Here is a 17,525-nt window from a genome sequence, read left to right as displayed (position 1 = left end):
TATTGAACGAGCGGCTGTTGATCCGCCAGGTGCTCGGGCTGTTGTTGCTCGGGCTGCTGAGCGCCTGCGCCACCTCGCCGTCGTCGCGCTTCTATGTGCTGACGCCGCTGCCGGAGGTGGACAGCCGCACGAGTGACATCCGTGGTGGTGCGCTGTCGATCGGCATCGGTCCTGTCGTCTTCCCGCAGTTTCTTGATCGTCCGCAATTGGTGATGCGCGATGGCTCCAACCGGCTGGATCTCTGGGAGTTCAATCGTTGGGGTGGTACGCTGCAGGATGATTTCCTCCGTGTTTGGGGCGAGAATCTGGCCTATTTGCTCGATACCAGCCGCATCCTGATCTTCCCATCCGAAGCGCGGTCGCCGCTCGATTTCCGGATCACCGCCGAGGTGGTCAATTTCGAAGGGCGCCAGGGCGGGGATGCCATCCTCAAGGTGCGCTGGGCTGTGATGGACTCGCGTCTGGAGCAGATCTTTGCCTCGCGTGATGATCTCTACCGCTGTCCGACCCAAACCAGCCTCGACAGTCAGGATTCGGAGTCCGTAGTAGCGGCGATGAGCCACTGTCTCGGGCGCTTCAGCCGTGATGTGGCAAAGGTGCTGCAGGCGCTTCCGAAGCCATCGCCACCGCCGCCTTTGGGTCTCGGGCTCTAGGCGTCTACCCTTGTCCAGATCGTTTTCTGGGCCAGATCGCTACAGTTTCTCTGGTTAGGAGTCAGCATTGATGAGTCGGATGCAATCGCAGCCTGGTGCTCGCGCAAGGGTCGAGGCGACCAAGTCAGCAGTGATCAAGCCGCCAGACGGTGCGGCCTTTGGGCGCCGAGGGTCTGTCTGGGGGCTGCTGCTCGGTGGCTTGCTGCTGGTTGCGGCCGCAGGCGCTGTGGCGACCGATGCGCCGTCAGGCAAGGACGACAAAGAGCCTGCCGCGCAGGGGCCAGCCCCTTCGGTCGTGGTGGCCGCTGTGCAGATGCAGGATGTGACGGCAGAGCACCGCTACATTGGCACCATCAAGCCGATCCAATCGGTTGATCTGCGGGCGCGCGTTGAGGGCTTCCTCAACGAGGTCGCCTTCAACCAAGGGCATACGGTCGAGGCCGGACAGTTGCTCTACCAGATCGAGCAGGACCAGTATCAGGCTGCCTTGGCCAGCGCAGAAGGTCAGCTCGCCGCTGCTGAGGCTTCATTGTCCAGCGCCAAGGCGACCTTGGAAGACAAACAGGCCGATTTCGAGCGCTTTGAGGTATTGGTGAAGAAGGGCGATACCTCGCAGACCAATTTCGACCGCGCCAGGGCGCAGCGCGATGAGGCGCAGGCTGGTGTCGAGAGTGCCAATGCCAGCATCAAACAGGCACAGGCGGCGATCGAGCAAGCCAAGATCAACCTCGGCTATACCCGCATCTCGAGTCCGATTGCGGGTCGCATTGGCGCAACCCAATACACCCAGGGCAACCTGGTCGGCCCGAGCAGTGGGACGCTAGCGACAGTCGTGCAGCTCGATCCTATCCGCGCCGTGTTCTCGATCCCGAGCGCGGATTTCGTGCGCATCCAAGAACGCGTTGCCGATGATGGCGCCGACCATGCGCGCGATCTCTTCGTTCCGGAGCTGATCCTGCCAACAGGTAAGACCTATGATCAAAAGGGGAAGGTCGCCTTCGCCGACAATCAGGTGAATCCGTCCACTGGCACGATCCCGATCTATGCCGACTTCCCGAATCCGGATCGGCTGTTGCTGCCCGGCCAGTTCGTGACGGCGGTGGTGCGCCAGGCCGAGCCACAACAAGCACCCGTGGTTCCCGCCTCGGCGATCCTACGCACCCGCGATGGCGAGCAGGTCTACCTGGTGGGCAAGGACAACCGTGTTGAGCAGCGCACCATCAAGCTCGGGGCGCAGATCGGTACCGGCTATGCCGTTAGCTCGGGCCTGCAGAGTGGTGAGATCGTCATCGTCTCTGGGGTGCAGAAGGTCAAGCCGGGGATGGAGGTAACACCGGTAAAAGAGAGCGCGGCAGCGGCTACGACCACGACCACGACCAGCAACGGCACGAGCGACTCCAAATGATCGCAAAGACCTTCGTCGAGCGGCCGCGGCTGGCAGCCGTGGTCTCCATCGTGCTGGTGGTCGCTGGTCTGCTGGCGATCTTTGCCATGCCGGTGGCCCAGTATCCCAACATCACGCCGCCGGTGGTGCAGGTCACGGCCAGCTATCCGGGCGCCGATGCGCAGACCATTGCCGATACCGTCGGCAGCCCGATCGAGCAGCAGGTCAACGGCGTCGAAGACATGCTCTACATGTCCTCGGTGGCCTCAAGCGCCGGTTCCTATACCCTCACCGTCAGTTTCGAGGTTGGCACGGACTCCGATATTGCCCAGGTCAACACCCAGAATCGGGTGTCACAGGCCTTGGCCCTGCTGCCGCAGGAGGTGCAGGCGTTGGGCGTCACGGTGCAGGCCGAGTCGACCAATCTGTTGTTGGTCGTCTCTGTCTATTCGCCGGATGAGAGCAAAGACGCGCTCTTCCTATCGAACTTCGCGACCATCAACATCCAGGATGAGCTGGCCCGCGTCACCGGCGTGGGCGAGGCGAATCAGTTCGGTCCGCTCGACTACTCAATGCGGATTTGGCTGCAGCCGGCGCGCATGGCCGCGCTTGGGATCTCGCCACAGGATGTGAAGCAGGCCATTCAGGAACAGAACATCCAGGCTGCGCTCGGCTCCGTCGGCGCTCCGCCGATCGGCGATGATCAGGTCTCACAGTTCACGATCGTCACCCAGGGCCAGCTCATCACGCCTGAAGAGTTCGGCCAGATCGTGGTCCGCACCGCCGCGGATGGCGGTATCGTGCGCATCGCCGATATCGCCGAGGTCGAGCTCGGCTCTCAGTCCTATAGCGCGGTGACCACATTCAACGGCAAGCCCTCTGCGGGCATCGCGATCTATCAGGCGCCGGGTGCCAATGCGCTCGGCGTCGCCAAGGGCGTGCGTGCCGAGCTGGAAAGGCTGAAGGCGCGCTTCCCTGACGGCGTGGCGGCCGAGATCATGTATGACTCGACCCTGTTCGTCACCGAATCGATCCACGAGATCGTCGTCACTTTGGCGATCACCGCGGTCATCGTGCTGCTTGTGGTGTACCTCTTTTTGCAGGATTGGCGTGCGACCATCGTGCCGGCGGTGACCATTCCGGTGTCGCTGATCGGTGTCTTCATCGTGCTGCTCGCGGCTGGGTTCTCAGCCAATACCATTAGTCTCTTCGCCGTGGTGTTGGCGATCGGGTTGGTGGTCGACGATGCCATTGTCGTGGTCGAGAACGTGCAGCGCATTATGCTTGAGGAGGGGCTCGACCGGCGCGCCGCAACCCTGAAAGCCATGCAACAGGTCACCGGGCCAATCATCTCGACCACTCTGGTCTTGTTCGCCATCTTCGCGCCAGTGGCTTTCATTCCCGGCATCTCAGGCGAATTGTTCCGGCAGTTTGCGGTGACCATCTCGGCGGCGGTGGCGATCTCGGCGCTGAATGCGCTGACACTCTCGCCGGTACTGACCTCGCTCTTCCTGGGTACCCCGAAGGAGTCGCGCACGGGCCCATTCAAATGGTTCAATGCCGGGCTCGACAAGACTCGCAATGGTTATGTGAAGATCGTCTCGTTGATCGCGCGGCGCTCAGCGATCGCTGGCATCATCATTCTGGTCGCGGGGGGCGCGGCGGCCTTCACCCTCGATCGGTTACCGACCGGCTTCCTGCCGAACGAGGATCAGGGCGTGCTCTTCCTCGATGTCAGCTTGCCCAGTGGTGCGGCCCTACCGCGCACCAGCGAGGTGTTGTCGCAGGTGCGCGAGATCGCCGAAAAGACGCCAGGGGTGGCCAATGTGCTGACGGTCGCTGGCTTCAGTCTGCTGACCAGCTCACCCTCATCGGATGCGGGTCTGGCCGTCATCGTGCTCGATCCCTGGGACGAGCGCACCACGCCCGAGACCCAGATCCGCGGGCTAATGCAGACTATGGGCGTCCAATTCAACGCCATACCCGCGGCGAATATCCTGCTCTTTCCGCCGCCGCCGATCCCCGGTCTGGGTAATGCCGGCGGCTTCACGCTGCAGCTGCAGGCGCTGGGCGGGCAGTCACCGCAAGCGCTGACGCAGGTCTTAAAGGGCTATCTGGCCAGCGCCAACCAGAGCCCGAATGTGGAGAACGCCTACTCGACCTTCAGCGCCGATACGCCACGGCTCTATCTGGACCTGGATCGCACTCAGGCGCAGTACCTTGATGTGCCGGTCTCGGCGGTGTTCAGCACCATGCAATCGGTGTTTGGTAGCAGCTTCGTCAATAACTTTACCTATCTGGGCCGGACCTTCCAGGTCAACCTACAGGCTGAGCAGGATGCGCGCTCCGCGGCAGGGAACATTGGTGCGACCTATGTGCGCTCAAATCGCGGCGAGATGGTGCCGATCGAGGTGATTGCCAACATCCGCAACGAGTTGGGCGCCGACCTGGTGTTCCGCTACAACCAGTTCCTTACCGCGGCCATCAACGGCAGTGCACCCGCTGGCAAGTCGACCGGCGAGGCGATGGCGGCGATGGAGGCGACGGCCAAGCAGTCGTTACCTGATGGTTATTCTTTCGAGTGGACGGGGATGTCTTATCAGGAAGCGCAGCAGAGTGCGGGTAGCGAGGCGGCCATCTTCGGGCTTGCGCTGCTGTTCGGCTATCTGTTCTTGGTCGCGCTTTACGAGAGCTGGGCAATCCCGTTTGCGGTGCTGTCCTCGGTGACTATCGCCCTGCTCGGCTCCTTGTTGACGCTCTGGATGGTTGGCTTGGATAACGATCTCTACACGCAAATCGGCCTGATCCTGCTGATTGGCCTGGCGGCCAAGAACGCGATCCTGATCGTCGAGTTTGCCAAGGAGCAGCGGGAGGATGGAAAGAGCCGCTTCGAGGCGGCCCTAGCCGGTGCCCGGATGCGTTTTAGGGCGGTGCTGATGACCGCGCTTGCCTTCATCATCGGTCTGCTGCCGCTGGTGATGGCGACCGGTGCCGGTGCGAACTCACGGATTCACCTCGGCTTCACCGTGCTGGGTGGGATGTTGGCCGCGACCATCTTCGGCATCCTGGTGATTCCGGGTCTTTACGTCATGTTCCAGTGGATTGGCGACAAGATCGGCGCGCTCATTGAGCCGCACCGACAGTCGTAGGTCAGCGGTCTGTATCAAGCCCGCGGGCTATCCAAGGCGTAGGCCGACGGCGGCAAGATCGGCTCGCGCTCGAGCAGCAGGTCGGCGATGAGTCGTGCCGAGGCCGGGCCGGTCACCAAGCCATTGCGGAAGTGGCCGGCGTTGACGAAGAGACCTTCGACCTCAGGATAGGGGCCGATGTAAGGGATGCCACTCGGCGAGCCGGGACGCAGTCCGGCCCAGTGGTCTTCGATCGGTGTGCGTTTGAGCAAGGGGAACATCTCGGTGGCGACCCGGTAAAGTTCCTCCTTCGCCTCGGCGGTGGTGCGCTTCTCGAACCCGGCCTCTTCGAGGGTGCTGCCGATCAGCACTCGGCCGTCCTTGCGCGGGATCACATAGCGCTCGCGATAGAGCGACAGGTGCCGGATCTGGCCGGGCTTGGCATAGAACAGGATCATCTGTCCGCGCACTGGCCGGATATCGGGCTTGCGGCCGAGCTTCTCGAGCAGCTGTGCGGTCCAGGCGCCCGTGCAGACGATGATCTGCTCGGCATCGATCGCGCCGGCGGTGGTGGTGACGCCGCGCACCCGGCCGTCTTCAACACGCAGATCCAGGACCTCTTGGCGCTCGCGCATCTCAACGCGCTTGCTGATGCTCGCGTGCAGCGCCTTGGTCAGACGCGGGTTGCGGATCTGTGCGACCTCGGGCATCCAGAGTGCGCCATCGGTGTCGACGCCCAGGCCGGGTTCTTTCTCGGCGATCGCTGCGCGATCCAGCACCGCCATCGGCGCCTGCTCAGTCGCGGCCCAGTTCAGCGCCAGATCGGGCGCATCCGGGTCGAGGATCAACAACCCGGAGCGGTTGTATTCTGGGTTGACGCCGGTCTCTTCGAACAGCGCTTCACAGAACTCGGGATAGACGCGCTGACTCCAGCTCGCCAAGGCGGTGACGGCGCCGCGATAGCGCCAGGGATAGAGTGGCGAGAGGATGCCGCCGCCGGCCCAGGAGGATTCCTTACCGGTGCTGCCCATCTCGATCAGCGTCACCTCGGCGCCGGCCTCGGCCAGCTCACGCGCCGTCATCAGGCCGATAACGCCGCCACCAATGATCAGTATCTTCTTCATAATCAAGCGTTAGTCTGGCCGGCGCCAGCCTCAGGATGAGGCTCGACACCGGTTGGCTGTAGTTCTTTGGGAAGCGCGAACACTACCTGCTCGCGGATGCCGGATTGCGCTTGCACCTCGCCAGCACCCCAGTCCTGAAGCCTGCTGATCACCTGCTCGATCAGCAGTTCAGGCGCTGAGGCGCCAGCAGTCAGCGCAACCCTGCTGCCAGGGCTGAGCCAGTCACGCTGGATATCCTCAGCGCCATCGATCAGATAGGCCGGGATGCCTTGCTTCTCGGCCAGCTCACGCAGTCGGTTCGAGTTGGAGCTGTTGGTCGAGCCGACCACCAGCATCAGGTCGGCCTTGGCCGAGAGGTCACGCACCGCATCCTGGCGGTTCTGGGTCGCATAGCAGATATCGCTTTTCTTTGGGCCGACGAGCTTGGGAAAGCGCGAGCGCAGGGCCTCGATGACGCTCGCGGTATCGTCGACCGAGAGCGTGGTCTGGGTGACATAGGCGACGCGCTCAGGGTCGGCAACCTCAAGCCCCGCGACCTCCTCTGCGGTCTCGATCAGGTGCATGCGACCGCCATCGGCCTGGCACTGGCCGAGTGTCCCTTCCACCTCGGGATGGCCACGGTGACCGATCAAGACCACATCGAAGCCATCTCGACAGTGGCGTGCGACCTCAAGATGGACCTTGGTGACCAGTGGGCAGGTGGCATCGAAGATGCGCAATCCGCGCTCGGCGGCCTGCTCGCGCACCTGCTGCGAGACGCCGTGGGCGCTAAAGATGCAGGTGGCGCCGTTTGGAATGGCGGCAATGTCATCGACGAAGATCGCGCCGCGGTTGCGCAGATCCTCGACCACATAGCGGTTGTGCACCACCTCGTGGCGCACATAGATCGGTGCGCCATAAAGTTCGAGCACGCGCTCGACGATCTCGATAGCGCGATCGACACCGGCACAGAAGCCGCGGGGATTGGCGAGGAGTATGTCCATCAGAAGGGCTGGGGCCTTGCGGCCGGGCTAGGCAAACAGGGCACCATTCTAGCAGCCGTGTCTCAGTAGGACAGTCGGGTTATCCCGAGGCTGTCGGCGATCGCCACCTTCTTCGAGCCCAACAGTTCGGTAGATAAAGGGTAGAGGCAACTCCCTAGATCAGCCCCGCAACAGTAGCTTGAGCGAGATCGCAAGCGAAGCGACGACCAACACTGGTCTCACCAATCCGGCCCCGTGCCGAAGTACCAAGTGGGCACCTAGCCAGCCTCCAGTCAGCTGCCCACCAGCCATGATCAGCGCCAGCGACCAGACTACATGCCCGCCGAGCAGGAAGAACAAGAGGGCCGCGAGGTTGCTGGTGAAGTTGAGGAGCTTCGCGTGAGCGGTGGCCCGGCGCATGCCAAAGCCGAGCAGGGCGACAAAGCCCATCGCGAAGAAGGTGCCCGTGCCAGGCCCAAAGAAGCCATCATAGAAACCAACGCCGAAACCGATGGTCAGCGCAAACGCAGGTAGGCCGATGCGCTGCTGCGAATCCAAGTCCGAGACCCGTGGCGAGAACAGGAAGTAGAGCGCGAAGGCGATCAACAATAGTGGCACCAATCGCGCCAGCAGCTCAGACCCGAGATATTGCACTAACAGGGCACCCAGGGCCGAGCCGATGAAGGTGCAGATCACGAGCAAGGTTGAGCAGCGCAGATCGATAGTGCCTTGGCGAACAAAATGCGCGGTCGCCGCAAACGAGCCCCAGACCGCCTGCGCCTTGTTGGTCGCCAGTGCTGCAACCGGCGGCAGCCCCGCCCAAAGCAGCGCCGGCACGGTAATTAGGCCACCCCCGCCGGCGATGGCATCGATCAACCCCGCGATGAGTGCGAGCACAAACATCAGCGGGGCAATCTCGAGAAATTCCATATTCAGGTTGGTCTTCAGAGTGGTCTTCAGGTTAGCGCTCACTCCGCCCTGACCACAAATAACAGCGCAGCGACATCCTCGAAGCGGCTGACAAAGTGCACCTTCAGACCTTTCTTGACATGCTCGGGGACCTCGTCGAACTCACCCCGATTATCCTCTGGTAGCAAGATCTCCTTAATGCCTGCGCGGCGGGCCGCAATCAACTTCTCGCGCACACCGCCAATTGGGAACACCTCGCCGGTCAGGGTCAGCTCGCCGGTCATCGCGATGCGACGCACCGGCTTGTTCCGTGCTAGGGAGAGCAGCGCTGAAGCAATGGTGATGCCGGCCGATGGGCCGTCTTTTGGTGTTGCACCAGCAGGCACATGCAGATGGATGAAGGCCTTCTCAAAAAAACCCGGATCGATGCCAAATTCAGCTGCATGACTGAGGATGAAGCCATAGGCGATATCGGCAGACTCCTTCATCACATCGCCGAGTTGACCCGTGAGCTTGAATCCGCGCGCGAACTCATGCGTGCGTAGGGCCTCAATCGAGAGCGTAGCACCACCCATGGCCGTCCATGCCAATCCTGTGACCACGCCGGGACCTGTGAGCTTCCGCTCATCACGAAACACCGGGCTACCGAGATAATCCTTGAGCATCGTCGAGTCGATCTCAATCGGCGTCTCAGCACCCTCGAGCATCTTCACCGCCACCTTGCGGACGATCTTGCCAAGTTGTTTTTCCAGTCGCCGCACGCCGGCATCCCGAGCGTAGCCGTCGATCAGCGTGCGCAGCGCCTTGGTCTTGAGCCTGACCGTGGTCTTCGGCAAGCCGGCGCGATCAATCTGCCGAGGTAGCAGATATTTCTTGGCGATCGCCAGCTTTTCCTCGGCGATGTAGCCGGAGAGCTGAATCACTTCCATGCGGTCGAGCAGGGGACCGGGGATGCTGTCGGTCTGATTGGCGGTGCAAACGAAGAGCACTTTCGACAGATCGAAGCGCAGGTCGAGGTAATGATCGAGAAAGTCGACGTTCTGCTCCGGGTCGAGCACCTCGAGCAGCGCCGAGGCTGGGTCGCCGTGATAACTGGCGCCGATCTTGTCGATCTCATCGAGCATGATGACTGGGTTGGCCGTACCTGCATCCTTGACCGCTTGCAGGAACTTGCCGGGCATGGCGCCGATGTACGTGCGTCGATGGCCCTTGATCTCGGCCTCGTCGCGGATACCACCGACCGAGAAGCGGTAGAAGCGGCGTCCCAGCGCATCAGCGATCGAACGCCCGATCGAGGTCTTGCCGACGCCTGGCGGGCCCACGAGCAGGATGATCGAACCGGCAATCTCACTTTTATGGATGCCGACAGCAAGGAACTCGAGGATGCGATGCTTAACGTCCTCAAGGCCATAGTGATCGCGATCCAGCACCCGTCGCGCCCGCTTCAGATCGAGCTTATCCTTAGAATGGACCCCCCAGGGCAGGAGCGTAATCCAGTCTAGATAGTTGCGCGTGACCGAATACTCGGGTGAGCCGGTCTCGAGCATCGCCAGCTTGTCCATCTCCTCATCGACGCGCTTCTGGGCCTCGCCAGTCAGGGTCAGCTTCTTTAGTCGGTCCTTGAACTTGTCCATCTCCGCGGTGCGATCGTCCTTGGCGATGCCGAGCTCTTTCTGGATCGCCTTGAGCTGCTCCTTGAGGAAGAACTCGCGCTGCTGCTTCTGCATGCGCTCCTCGACCGACTGGCGGATCGAGTGTTGCGCCTTGGCCAACTCCAGCTCGTTATTGAGCAGCACCAGTACCTTTTCCATGCGCTTCATCAGCGGCACCGCCTCGAGCACCTCTTGTAGCTGCTCTTTGGTCGAGGTGGTGAGGCTGGCGGCGAAGTCGGCCAGATGCGACGGATCATCCGGCCCGAAGCGGTCGAGGAACATCCGCAGCTCCTCAACGTAGAGCGGATTCAGCGGCAGCAACTCCTTGATCGTGTTGATCACCGCCATCGCGTAGGCCTTGATCTGATCCTCCGGCTCTGGAGAGGGTTCGGGCATATAGCCAACGCGCGCCGAGAAGGGGCGTTTCCGACTCGCGAAGTCTTCGATCCGGAAGCGCTGCAGGCATTCGACCAGCACCTGCAATTTGCCTTCCTCCGAATGCACCCGATGCACGCGACAGGCGGTACCCACCGGCTTGAAATCAGCGGTGCGGGCCTCCTCGGAAGTATCGCTGCCGACCAATACCACGCCTAGGATCTTGTGCTCAGTCTCGCCGACTGCTTTCATGGTCGGCAGCCAATACTCCGCATCCATCAGCAGTGGCACCGCCTGCCCAGGGAAGAACGGACGCGAGGCCACCGGTAGCAGATGGATCAGCGACGGCAGTACGTCACGCGCCCGAGCAAGCTCGCCGCCCTCCTGATCCATGCCCTCATGATCCTGGTGCTCGGTGTCGGAAACCTCATCGCTCATCGGCTACCCCTCTCCAGTCTTTTCATCAACCAATCACAAAATGCCTTCCAATCTCAGGGAATTTGCGCATCAATGCAAGCGCTGGAGGCATTCGCGAGCGCAGCGAAGTGGGCGACAGAGAGGGTTTCTGCGCGCGCACCCGGGTCAATCTCCAGCGCGATCATCTGCTGCGGAGTGATCAGCCCAGAGAGACTATTGCGCAAGGTCTTGCGACGCTGCGCGAAGGCCGCTGCAACGATGCGGGCATGCCAGGTTGAGTCAGCGAGCGGGTAGGGCAGTGGGCGGTGTGGGTGTAAGCGGACTACCGCCGAGCTGACCTTGGGAGCGGGTCGAAAGGCGCCAGCGGAGACCAGGAACAGGCGCCGGGCCGAGCAGAAGGTTTGCACCATCACCGAGAGCCGGCCATAGACCTTGGTGCCAGGCTCCGCCGTCATCCGGTCGACCACCTCCTTTTGCAGCATGAGATGCATATCCTCAATGCAATCGGACTGGTCAAGGAAGCGGAATAGCAGGGGCGTTGAGATGTTATAGGGCAGATTGCCGATGAGGCGCAGCCGGTGCTCCGCAGGCGGATCGCGCTCGCTATCGGTGGCGGGCTGAGACAAAGCCGCTGGAGCAGGCGATCGCAGATCCTGAGCACTTCGCGGCAGCAGTGCGCAGAGATCGAAGCTCAAGGCATCGGCATTGTGGATGCGCAGGCGAGAGGGCTTCTGGCGATCGACCTGAACCGCTGAATGGCTCGAGTGTTGCGACCGATGCATCACTTGGCCACCGAAGCGATCTGCCAAGGGCGCGATCAGATCGCGATCCAGCTCGATCAGATCCATCACGCCGGCGGTCTCCAGCAGCCCCTCTGTGATCGCCCCTTGACCGGGACCGATCTCAACCAAATGTTGGCCAGGCCGCGCCGCCACCGCTGCGAGGATACCTCGGATCACCCCTGGATCATGGAGAAAGTTCTGTCCAAAACGCTTGCGGGCTTGGTGCTGCATGGTTGCTAAAGTCAAGGTTGATAGCCTTAACTATAGCGCGGATGATCTTTGCTCTGAACATAGCTCAACATTTCGTCGAGCTCGGCATCAATAGGCTCAACCTGCCGATTCTTTCTTTTATCTCCACGCGCGGTATCACGAATCCAGTTAGCATAGCCCGAGCTGGCAGCAGCCGAGGCTGTTGGTCTTTACAGCAGATGTGACACATGCGACTTTACATAATATACATTATGCGCATACCCAGGGCCGATCCGACGCTAGGTTACACCCCTCGGCAACAGTCTGGTCGTCGAGGGAATTAGGCGTTTACCCGCGCTGCGTTCGGCGATCCGCAGACTGGGCGCCAACAGCGTGGTCAAGCACTGTTAAACTATGGCCGATGCGGGTCCAACTTTGATCGAGAGTCAGGTTTCGCCATGGACTACACTGAGTACAGCATCCACATCGCCTGGGATGCCGAGGTTAACCTTTGGTATGTCGCCGAGAGCAATGTGCCCGGCTTGGTCGGCGAAGCACCCACCTGGGAATCGATGATGGCGTTGCTCCGCGACCGCGTCCCCGAAATGCTTGCCGAAAATCACTGCCCCGCTGATGCGGGGATACCGCTGCAGGTACTGACGACCAGTCATCTCGGGCAGTTGCGCCAAGTGTATCGAGAAGATCCTCTTGCGTCCTGAACAGGTAGCGCGGCATCTGCGGTGTGTTGTGTTAGAGCGAGGCAATGGCTTGGGCGAGCGCCTCCTCCTCACTCGCAACTTCAATCATCAACCTGTTCATGGATCTCTCTCCAGCGTTGGATATCGCGATCGAAATCGATCAGGAGCTGCGGCATCGAGGTAAAGGCCAGTGCGGATTCCTGATCGCCGAGATGTCTGTGATCGCCTTTCCCGCGCTCGTTGTCGTAGCGCCGATCAAACCAGCAACCCTGCGCTACTGCTCTTCGATCTGGCCTCAGCGGACCGCTGCACACTGGTGACATCGGTGTTTGCCTGGGACGAGCGGGGCGGTGATCATGCCGCCGACCATGGGCGCTGCAATACGACGCATGACATCGGAGCCGATGCCGCCGATCAGCATAATCGGTAGCAGTCCCGCGAAGATGGTCGCCGCCGTCATCGCCTTGGGCCGGATGCGCAGCACCGCGCCCTCCTCGATCGCGCCTTTGAGCTCATCAACGCTCGTCAGCCGGCCCTCCTTGCGCCATTGCTTCGCGCATTGTCGAGATACACCAGCATCACCACGCCGAACTCGGCGGCGACCCCGGCCAAGGCGATGAAACCGACCGCGACTGCCACCGAGAGGTTGTAGTCGAGCAGATAAATCAGCCGACCAACGCGAACGGCAACGACAGCATCACCAGCAGCGCCTCGCCGCCACTGCGGAAGGCCAGATAGCGCTCCAGGCCCTCGACCGTCTGCGTCAGATTGACCCCTCCGATGGCCACCGCGACAACGCGGTTGATGTCGCTCACGTTGAGCCCGACCCGCGCCGCCGCCAGCCGATCCGTCTTGGTGAAGGCCAGCGGCGCGAACAGCCGCCTTCAGAAACCAGTTCTGAAGAGTGGGCAGCTCGGCCAGGTCATGCTGCCCGGTGCGATCTACGGCGCCTCGGCAATCCGGTCGAAGTGATTGAGCAGTCGATCAGGCCTCATCTGGCACCAGTGCAGGACGGAAGCGAACACGGTTCTCTTCAAGCACGACCAGGTGCCCGGGGATCTGGGGGATCAGCTCGGCTACGGCGAGGAACCGCGCCAGCAGGTCGGAGATGTCGGTCGCCGTTCGGTTATCGGGAACCCGCAGCACGACTCGCCCCGCAGACGACTCAGGCGGATAGGCACGGGTATCGGCAAAGTCTAGGTCTCGGGTCACCAGAATGGCGTCGGACGCCTGGGCGTGTTGGTCGATGGCGTTGTCGGTGGCTGTTCCCATGCCGAGATCGCGGACATGGCTCGCGGAGTTGCCCTGCGGACATTAGGACGCGCAAGGCCGAGCGCGGCATGTTGGCATCAAGCAGGAAGCGCATCAAGCGACGCGCGGCAGGTTGTGGAAGGACTCCTGGACGATCAGGTCGTTGGCGAAGTTGAGCGCCGCCTGAATGTCCTCAGCGGTCACCCCGTACTCGGCCTTGATCTCCGCCAAATCCATCCCGGCGGCCAGGCTGCCAATGATCACAGAGATCGGGACCCGGGTATCGCGGATGACAGGCTTGCCGTGACAGATCCCGGGATCGATCTGGATACGGTCATTCAGGTCCATATTGAAGGTCATCGGTGCCTCTCCGGTTGGATGGGCTGCAGGGCTCATCGTAGCAGTGCCTCAGCCAGGATCTCCTGGATGGAGTTGATGGTGGTGAGCACGGACAGTCGATGGAAACCTCAGCGGGATGGACGACTATTATAGGAGACATTTGCGCAGTCTCTAACCCCCCTGAATTGAATGAGCCTGCAAGCCAGGTCAGATTTCGTTTACCCCAGCGGCGAACGAACGAACAATCAATGACTTGCGCGTGACGCTTGGGCGAGGACGGAAAAAATCACCCCAGCCGCCCCGCAGGGGGGTGAAAAAGGGCGGCCACCAAGGGATCATTGTCGCTGTCGAGACGACACCCCTGAATAGGAGAGACCCTAACGCAGCCCCCGCTGTCGCCACAGCAGATAGATTGCCGGGATCACGAACAGGCTTAGCAGCGGCGCGGTGATCATGCCACCGACCATCGGCGCGGCGATGCGGCGCATGACCTCGGAGCCGATGCCGCCAAGCAGCATGATCGGCAACAGGCCCGCAAAGATCGTCGCCACCGTCATCTCCTTAGGCCGGATGCGCAGCACCGCGCCCTCCTCGATCGCGCCCTCCCTTGAGGTCTTCGACCGATCTCAGCCGGCCTTCCTTGCGCCAAGACTCCAGCGCGTTATCCAGACAGACCAACATCACCACGCCGAACTCGGCAGCGACCCCGGCCAGCGCAAACCGCAGCGAGAGCATCACCAGCATTGCCTCGCCGCCGCTGCAGAAGCTCGGACTCGGGCTTGAGCTGGATCAGGATCTCGATCATGGTTAGTGGCGCCGGATCGATCGCCGGAATCCGGCGAACCGGAATTTGGCGTAAGCTACAAGACAACGATGAGGCATGCGAGGTATTGAGCGTGGAACTGGTGAAACTGGGGAAAAAAGGCCAAGTGACCATTCCGCAAGCAATTTTACGGTCGGTTGGCCTAACGGGGGATGCTCCGCTGCTCGTGGAAACGACCGCCGAGGGAGCGATCTTGTTGAAGCCGGCGGTGGTCTATCCGGTTGAAATCTATTCTGCACCGCGTGTTGAAGAGTTCGAGCGCGAGAACGCAATCCCTGACGCGCTTCAGGCGCGAGTTTTGGCGGCACTCGGCAGGGATGCTTGAGGTGCGCTTGTTTCTGGACGCAAACATCCTGTTTAGTGCGGCTTATCGGGACGGTAACCCTGCGCTACTGCTCTTCGATCTGGCCTCAGCGGACCGTTGCACACTGGTGACATCGGCGTTTGCCTGGGACGAGGTTCACCGCAACATCGCGCTCAAATGCCCGCAGCGCGCGCCAATACTGAACGCCTTAAAAGAACAGCTTGAAGACACACCAACACCAGGTGCATCAGCCATTGCAGAAGCGGCAAAGCACGGCTTGCCGGACAAGGATGCGCCAATCTTAGCCGCAGCCATGGTTGCGGAAGTGGACATCCTCGTCACCGGCGACCGCACTCATTTCGGACACCTCTACGGCAAAGGCATCGCTGGCCTGCGAGTGCTCAGTTTACGAGAGGCCTTGGCAAGCGTACTCGAAGACCAGTAGACAAATAATGCCGCTGCACAAGCTAGGATTCGCCATCCACGCCGAGGCTACTACAGCGCGCCCACGGTTTTCTGGAATACTCGCTGTCGCCACAGCAGATAGATCGCCGGGATCACGAACAGGCTCAGCAGCGGCGCGGTGATCATACCGCCGACCATGGGCGCGGCGATGCGGCGCATGACCTCGGAGCCGATGCCGCCGAACAGCATGATCGGTAACAGCCCGGCGAAGATGGTCGCCACCGTCATCGCCTTCGGCCGGATGCGCAGCACAGCGCCCTCCTCGATCGCGCCCTTGAGGTCTTCGACCGATCTCAGCCGACCTTCCTTGCGCCATTGCGCCAGCGCATTGTCCAGATACACCAGCATCACCACGCCGAACTCAGCAGCAACGCCGGCCAGCGCGATGAAGCCCACCGCGACCGCCACCGAGAGGTTGTAGCCCAGAAGGTAGATCAGCCAGAAGCCGCCGACTAACGCGAACGGCAACGACAACATCACCAATAATGCTTCGCCACCGCTGCGGAAGGCGAGATAGAGCAGCAGGAAGATAACCGCCAGGGTCACTGGCACGACCTGGGTCAGCCGCTCCCTGGCACGCTCCATGTACTCGTACTGACCCGACCAGGCCAACGAATAGCCGGGCGGTAACTCGACTTCCTCGCTCACCACCTGCTTGGCCTCATCGATCCAACTGCCGAGATCGCGCCCGCGGATATCGACGAAGGTCCAGCCGTTCAGCCGCGCGTTCTCGCTCTTGAGCATCGGTGCGCCGTCGGCGATCACCACCTCGGCGACCTGCGCCAGCGGGATCTGCGCGCCGGTCGGCGTGACGATCGGCAGCTCGCGCAGCTCCTGCACACTGTCGCGCTGCTCCCTTGGGAAGCGCAGATTGACCGGATAGCGCTCCAAACCCTCGACGGTCCGGGTCAGGTTGATTCCGCCGATGGCGACCGCGACGAGGCGATTGATGTCGCTGACGTTGAGCCCGACCCGTGCCGCCGCCAACCGATCAGGCCGGATCTCGACATAGCGACCACCGGCAACACGCTCCGAGAACGCCGACGTGGTGCCCTCGACCTGCAGCACCGCGCGCTCCACCGCCTGCCCGATGCGCTCGATCTCGGCCAGATCCGGCCCGGCGATCTTGACCCCAACCGGCGTCTTGATGCCGGTCGCGAGCATGTCGATGCGGGTCTTGATCGGCATCACCCAGGCGTTGGTCAGACCCGGCAGATCGACGGTCGCATCCAGCTCCTCGATCAGCTTGTCGACCGTCATCCCCTCGCGCCACTCGGACTCCGGTTTGAGCTGGATCAGGGTCTCGATCATGGTCAGCGGCGCCGGGTCGGTCGCGGTGTCGGCGCGGCCGATCTTGCCGAACACCCGCTCGACCTCGGGCAGGGTTGCGATCAGCCGATCGGTCTGCTGCAACAGCTCCTGCGCCTTGCCGATCGACAGCCCCGGCAGCGTCGTCGGCATGTACATCAGATCGCCCTCGTAGAGATCGGGCATGAACTCGGAGCCCAGCCGCCGCCGCCATCGCATAGGTCTTGGTGAAGGCCAGCGGTGCGAACAGCAGGCCCTCCTGCGCCTGCAGCGTAAACACCGGCAGAAAGCTCAGTGTGATGATCAGCAGCGAGAAGAACAGCGCCGGGCTGAAGCAATCAAAAACTACTTCCGGCCTGATGGGAGCCCCGAAGGTGTCGAAAAATTTACAGTAGCAAAACACCGCGAGAAGAAACCAAAAAGCGGTTAGATAAATCAGTAACTTGCCGATTTTTAGACATTTAGTTTATCTTGCGAGCGTAACCATATCGTCACATAACACATTCAGTGCGAATTTTTCTGCATTTTGCCCCATTTTACCGGCCTTCAGGTGTCAGGATTTTTTACAACTCAAACCAAGGTGCTTGGACACCACGAAGATCGACTAAAAGCACCCTAAGTCATTGAATCAAATAACCAAAAAATTGACTAAAATCGTAGACATTAGCCCGCAGTAAGTCACGGAAGCGAATTTACGCCAAGAAAATAGTCGAAAAATTTTTACACTTTCAACCTGCCGTGCGATGGCACTATTTCTATAAG

Annotated in this window: 12 protein-coding genes and 5 pseudogenes; 6 read left to right on the top strand and 11 right to left on the bottom strand. The window is 61.4% G+C overall.

Going from position 1 to position 17,525, the window contains the following annotated elements; all coding sequences use genetic code 11:
* Positions 1–2 precede the first annotated feature (2 nt).
* From VBE63_RS05960 to VBE63_RS05950, 3 genes are all read left to right on the top strand, one after another.
* Entirely contained in the window at positions 3–653 is a 651-nt protein-coding gene (locus VBE63_RS05960) for a PqiC family protein (RefSeq protein WP_323682086.1), read from the top strand.
* Between the two features lie 70 nt (positions 654–723).
* Entirely contained in the window at positions 724–2,058 is a 1,335-nt protein-coding gene (locus tag VBE63_RS05955; protein ID WP_323682085.1) for an efflux RND transporter periplasmic adaptor subunit, read from the top strand.
* Positions 2,055–5,186: a multidrug efflux RND transporter permease subunit gene (locus tag VBE63_RS05950; RefSeq protein WP_323682084.1), complete on the top strand. Its 3,132-nt coding sequence runs from the start codon at positions 2,055–2,057 to the stop codon at positions 5,184–5,186. The genes VBE63_RS05955 and VBE63_RS05950 overlap by 4 nt, the downstream gene beginning before the upstream one ends.
* 14 nt (positions 5,187–5,200) lie before the next feature.
* Here VBE63_RS05950 and thiO read toward each other — a convergent pair whose 3' ends face one another.
* From thiO to VBE63_RS31320, 6 genes and pseudogenes are all read right to left on the bottom strand, one after another.
* Positions 5,201–6,289, bottom strand: coding sequence for a glycine oxidase ThiO (gene thiO, locus VBE63_RS05945; RefSeq protein ID WP_323682083.1), 1,089 nt, complete (start codon positions 6,287–6,289; stop codon positions 5,201–5,203).
* Between the two features lie 2 nt (positions 6,290–6,291).
* A complete protein-coding gene (ispH, locus tag VBE63_RS05940) occupies positions 6,292–7,272 on the bottom strand; it encodes a 4-hydroxy-3-methylbut-2-enyl diphosphate reductase (protein WP_323682082.1) in 981 nt (326 codons plus the stop codon).
* A 159-nt stretch (positions 7,273–7,431) separates the two neighbouring features.
* Positions 7,432–8,223: a TSUP family transporter gene (locus tag VBE63_RS05935; protein ID WP_323682081.1), complete on the bottom strand. Its 792-nt coding sequence runs from the start codon at positions 8,221–8,223 to the stop codon at positions 7,432–7,434.
* Positions 8,220–10,625 (bottom strand): endopeptidase La, encoded by a 2,406-nt coding sequence (gene lon, locus VBE63_RS05930; protein WP_416274509.1) that lies wholly within the window; start codon positions 10,623–10,625, stop codon positions 8,220–8,222. The genes VBE63_RS05935 and lon overlap by 4 nt, the downstream gene beginning before the upstream one ends.
* Before the next feature lie 53 nt (positions 10,626–10,678).
* Positions 10,679–11,617: a 16S rRNA (adenine(1518)-N(6)/adenine(1519)-N(6))-dimethyltransferase RsmA gene (gene rsmA, locus VBE63_RS05925; RefSeq protein WP_323682124.1), complete on the bottom strand. Its 939-nt coding sequence runs from the start codon at positions 11,615–11,617 to the stop codon at positions 10,679–10,681.
* A gap of 32 nt (positions 11,618–11,649) precedes the next feature.
* Positions 11,650–11,730: pseudogene (locus tag VBE63_RS31320) on the bottom strand (IS1 family transposase); the annotation flags it as partial.
* 303 nt (positions 11,731–12,033) lie between these two features.
* Between VBE63_RS31320 and VBE63_RS05920 the strand changes: the two are divergent.
* Positions 12,034–12,294, top strand: a complete 261-nt coding sequence (locus VBE63_RS05920; protein ID WP_323682080.1) for a DUF1902 domain-containing protein — start codon at positions 12,034–12,036, stop codon at positions 12,292–12,294.
* A gap of 274 nt (positions 12,295–12,568) precedes the next feature.
* Here VBE63_RS05920 and VBE63_RS05915 read toward each other — a convergent pair.
* From VBE63_RS05915 to VBE63_RS31315, 4 genes and pseudogenes are all read right to left on the bottom strand, one after another.
* Positions 12,569–13,010, bottom strand: a pseudogene (locus VBE63_RS05915) (efflux RND transporter permease subunit); the annotation flags it as partial.
* A gap of 247 nt (positions 13,011–13,257) precedes the next feature.
* A pseudogene (locus VBE63_RS05910) lies at positions 13,258–13,566 on the bottom strand (DUF5615 family PIN-like protein); the annotation flags it as partial.
* A gap of 72 nt (positions 13,567–13,638) precedes the next feature.
* On the bottom strand, positions 13,639–13,884 hold the full coding sequence (locus tag VBE63_RS05905) for a DUF433 domain-containing protein (protein ID WP_323682079.1): 246 nt from the start codon (positions 13,882–13,884) through the stop codon (positions 13,639–13,641).
* Positions 13,885–14,240: 356 nt separating this feature from the next.
* A pseudogene (locus tag VBE63_RS31315) lies at positions 14,241–14,580 on the bottom strand (efflux RND transporter permease subunit); the annotation flags it as partial.
* An 86-nt stretch (positions 14,581–14,666) separates the two neighbouring features.
* On the opposite strand from VBE63_RS31315, the gene VBE63_RS05890 reads away from it, so the two are divergent.
* Positions 14,667–15,011: an AbrB/MazE/SpoVT family DNA-binding domain-containing protein gene (locus VBE63_RS05890; RefSeq protein ID WP_323682077.1), complete on the top strand. Its 345-nt coding sequence runs from the start codon at positions 14,667–14,669 to the stop codon at positions 15,009–15,011.
* A 7-nt stretch (positions 15,012–15,018) separates the two neighbouring features.
* Positions 15,019–15,435 (top strand): PIN domain-containing protein, encoded by a 417-nt coding sequence (locus VBE63_RS05885; RefSeq protein WP_323682076.1) that lies wholly within the window; start codon positions 15,019–15,021, stop codon positions 15,433–15,435.
* A 50-nt stretch (positions 15,436–15,485) separates the two neighbouring features.
* Here the strand turns inward: VBE63_RS05885 and VBE63_RS05880 are convergent.
* Positions 15,486–17,091: pseudogene (locus VBE63_RS05880) on the bottom strand (efflux RND transporter permease subunit); the annotation flags it as partial.
* Positions 17,092–17,525 lie beyond the last annotated feature (434 nt).

This window comes from Lamprobacter sp. (assembly GCF_034860625.1).
Classification (GTDB): domain Bacteria; phylum Pseudomonadota; class Gammaproteobacteria; order Chromatiales; family Chromatiaceae; genus Lamprobacter.
This window is presented reverse-complemented; position numbering and strand designations above follow the sequence as displayed.

Coding starts and splice junctions, on each gene's coding strand:
- VBE63_RS05905 (WP_323682079.1), bottom strand. CDS start 13,884: ATGACCTTCAATATGGACCTGAATGACCGTATCCAGATCGATCCCGGG.
- VBE63_RS05890 (WP_323682077.1), top strand. CDS start 14,667: ATGGTTAGTGGCGCCGGATCGATCGCCGGAATCCGGCGAACCGGAATT.
- lon (WP_416274509.1), bottom strand. CDS start 10,625: ATGAGCGATGAGGTTTCCGACACCGAGCACCAGGATCATGAGGGCATG.
- thiO (WP_323682083.1), bottom strand. CDS start 6,289: ATGAAGAAGATACTGATCATTGGTGGCGGCGTTATCGGCCTGATGACG.
- VBE63_RS05950 (WP_323682084.1), top strand. CDS start 2,055: ATGATCGCAAAGACCTTCGTCGAGCGGCCGCGGCTGGCAGCCGTGGTC.
- rsmA (WP_323682124.1), bottom strand. CDS start 11,617: ATGCAGCACCAAGCCCGCAAGCGTTTTGGACAGAACTTTCTCCATGAT.
- VBE63_RS05955 (WP_323682085.1), top strand. CDS start 724: ATGAGTCGGATGCAATCGCAGCCTGGTGCTCGCGCAAGGGTCGAGGCG.
- ispH (WP_323682082.1), bottom strand. CDS start 7,272: ATGGACATACTCCTCGCCAATCCCCGCGGCTTCTGTGCCGGTGTCGAT.
- VBE63_RS05920 (WP_323682080.1), top strand. CDS start 12,034: ATGGACTACACTGAGTACAGCATCCACATCGCCTGGGATGCCGAGGTT.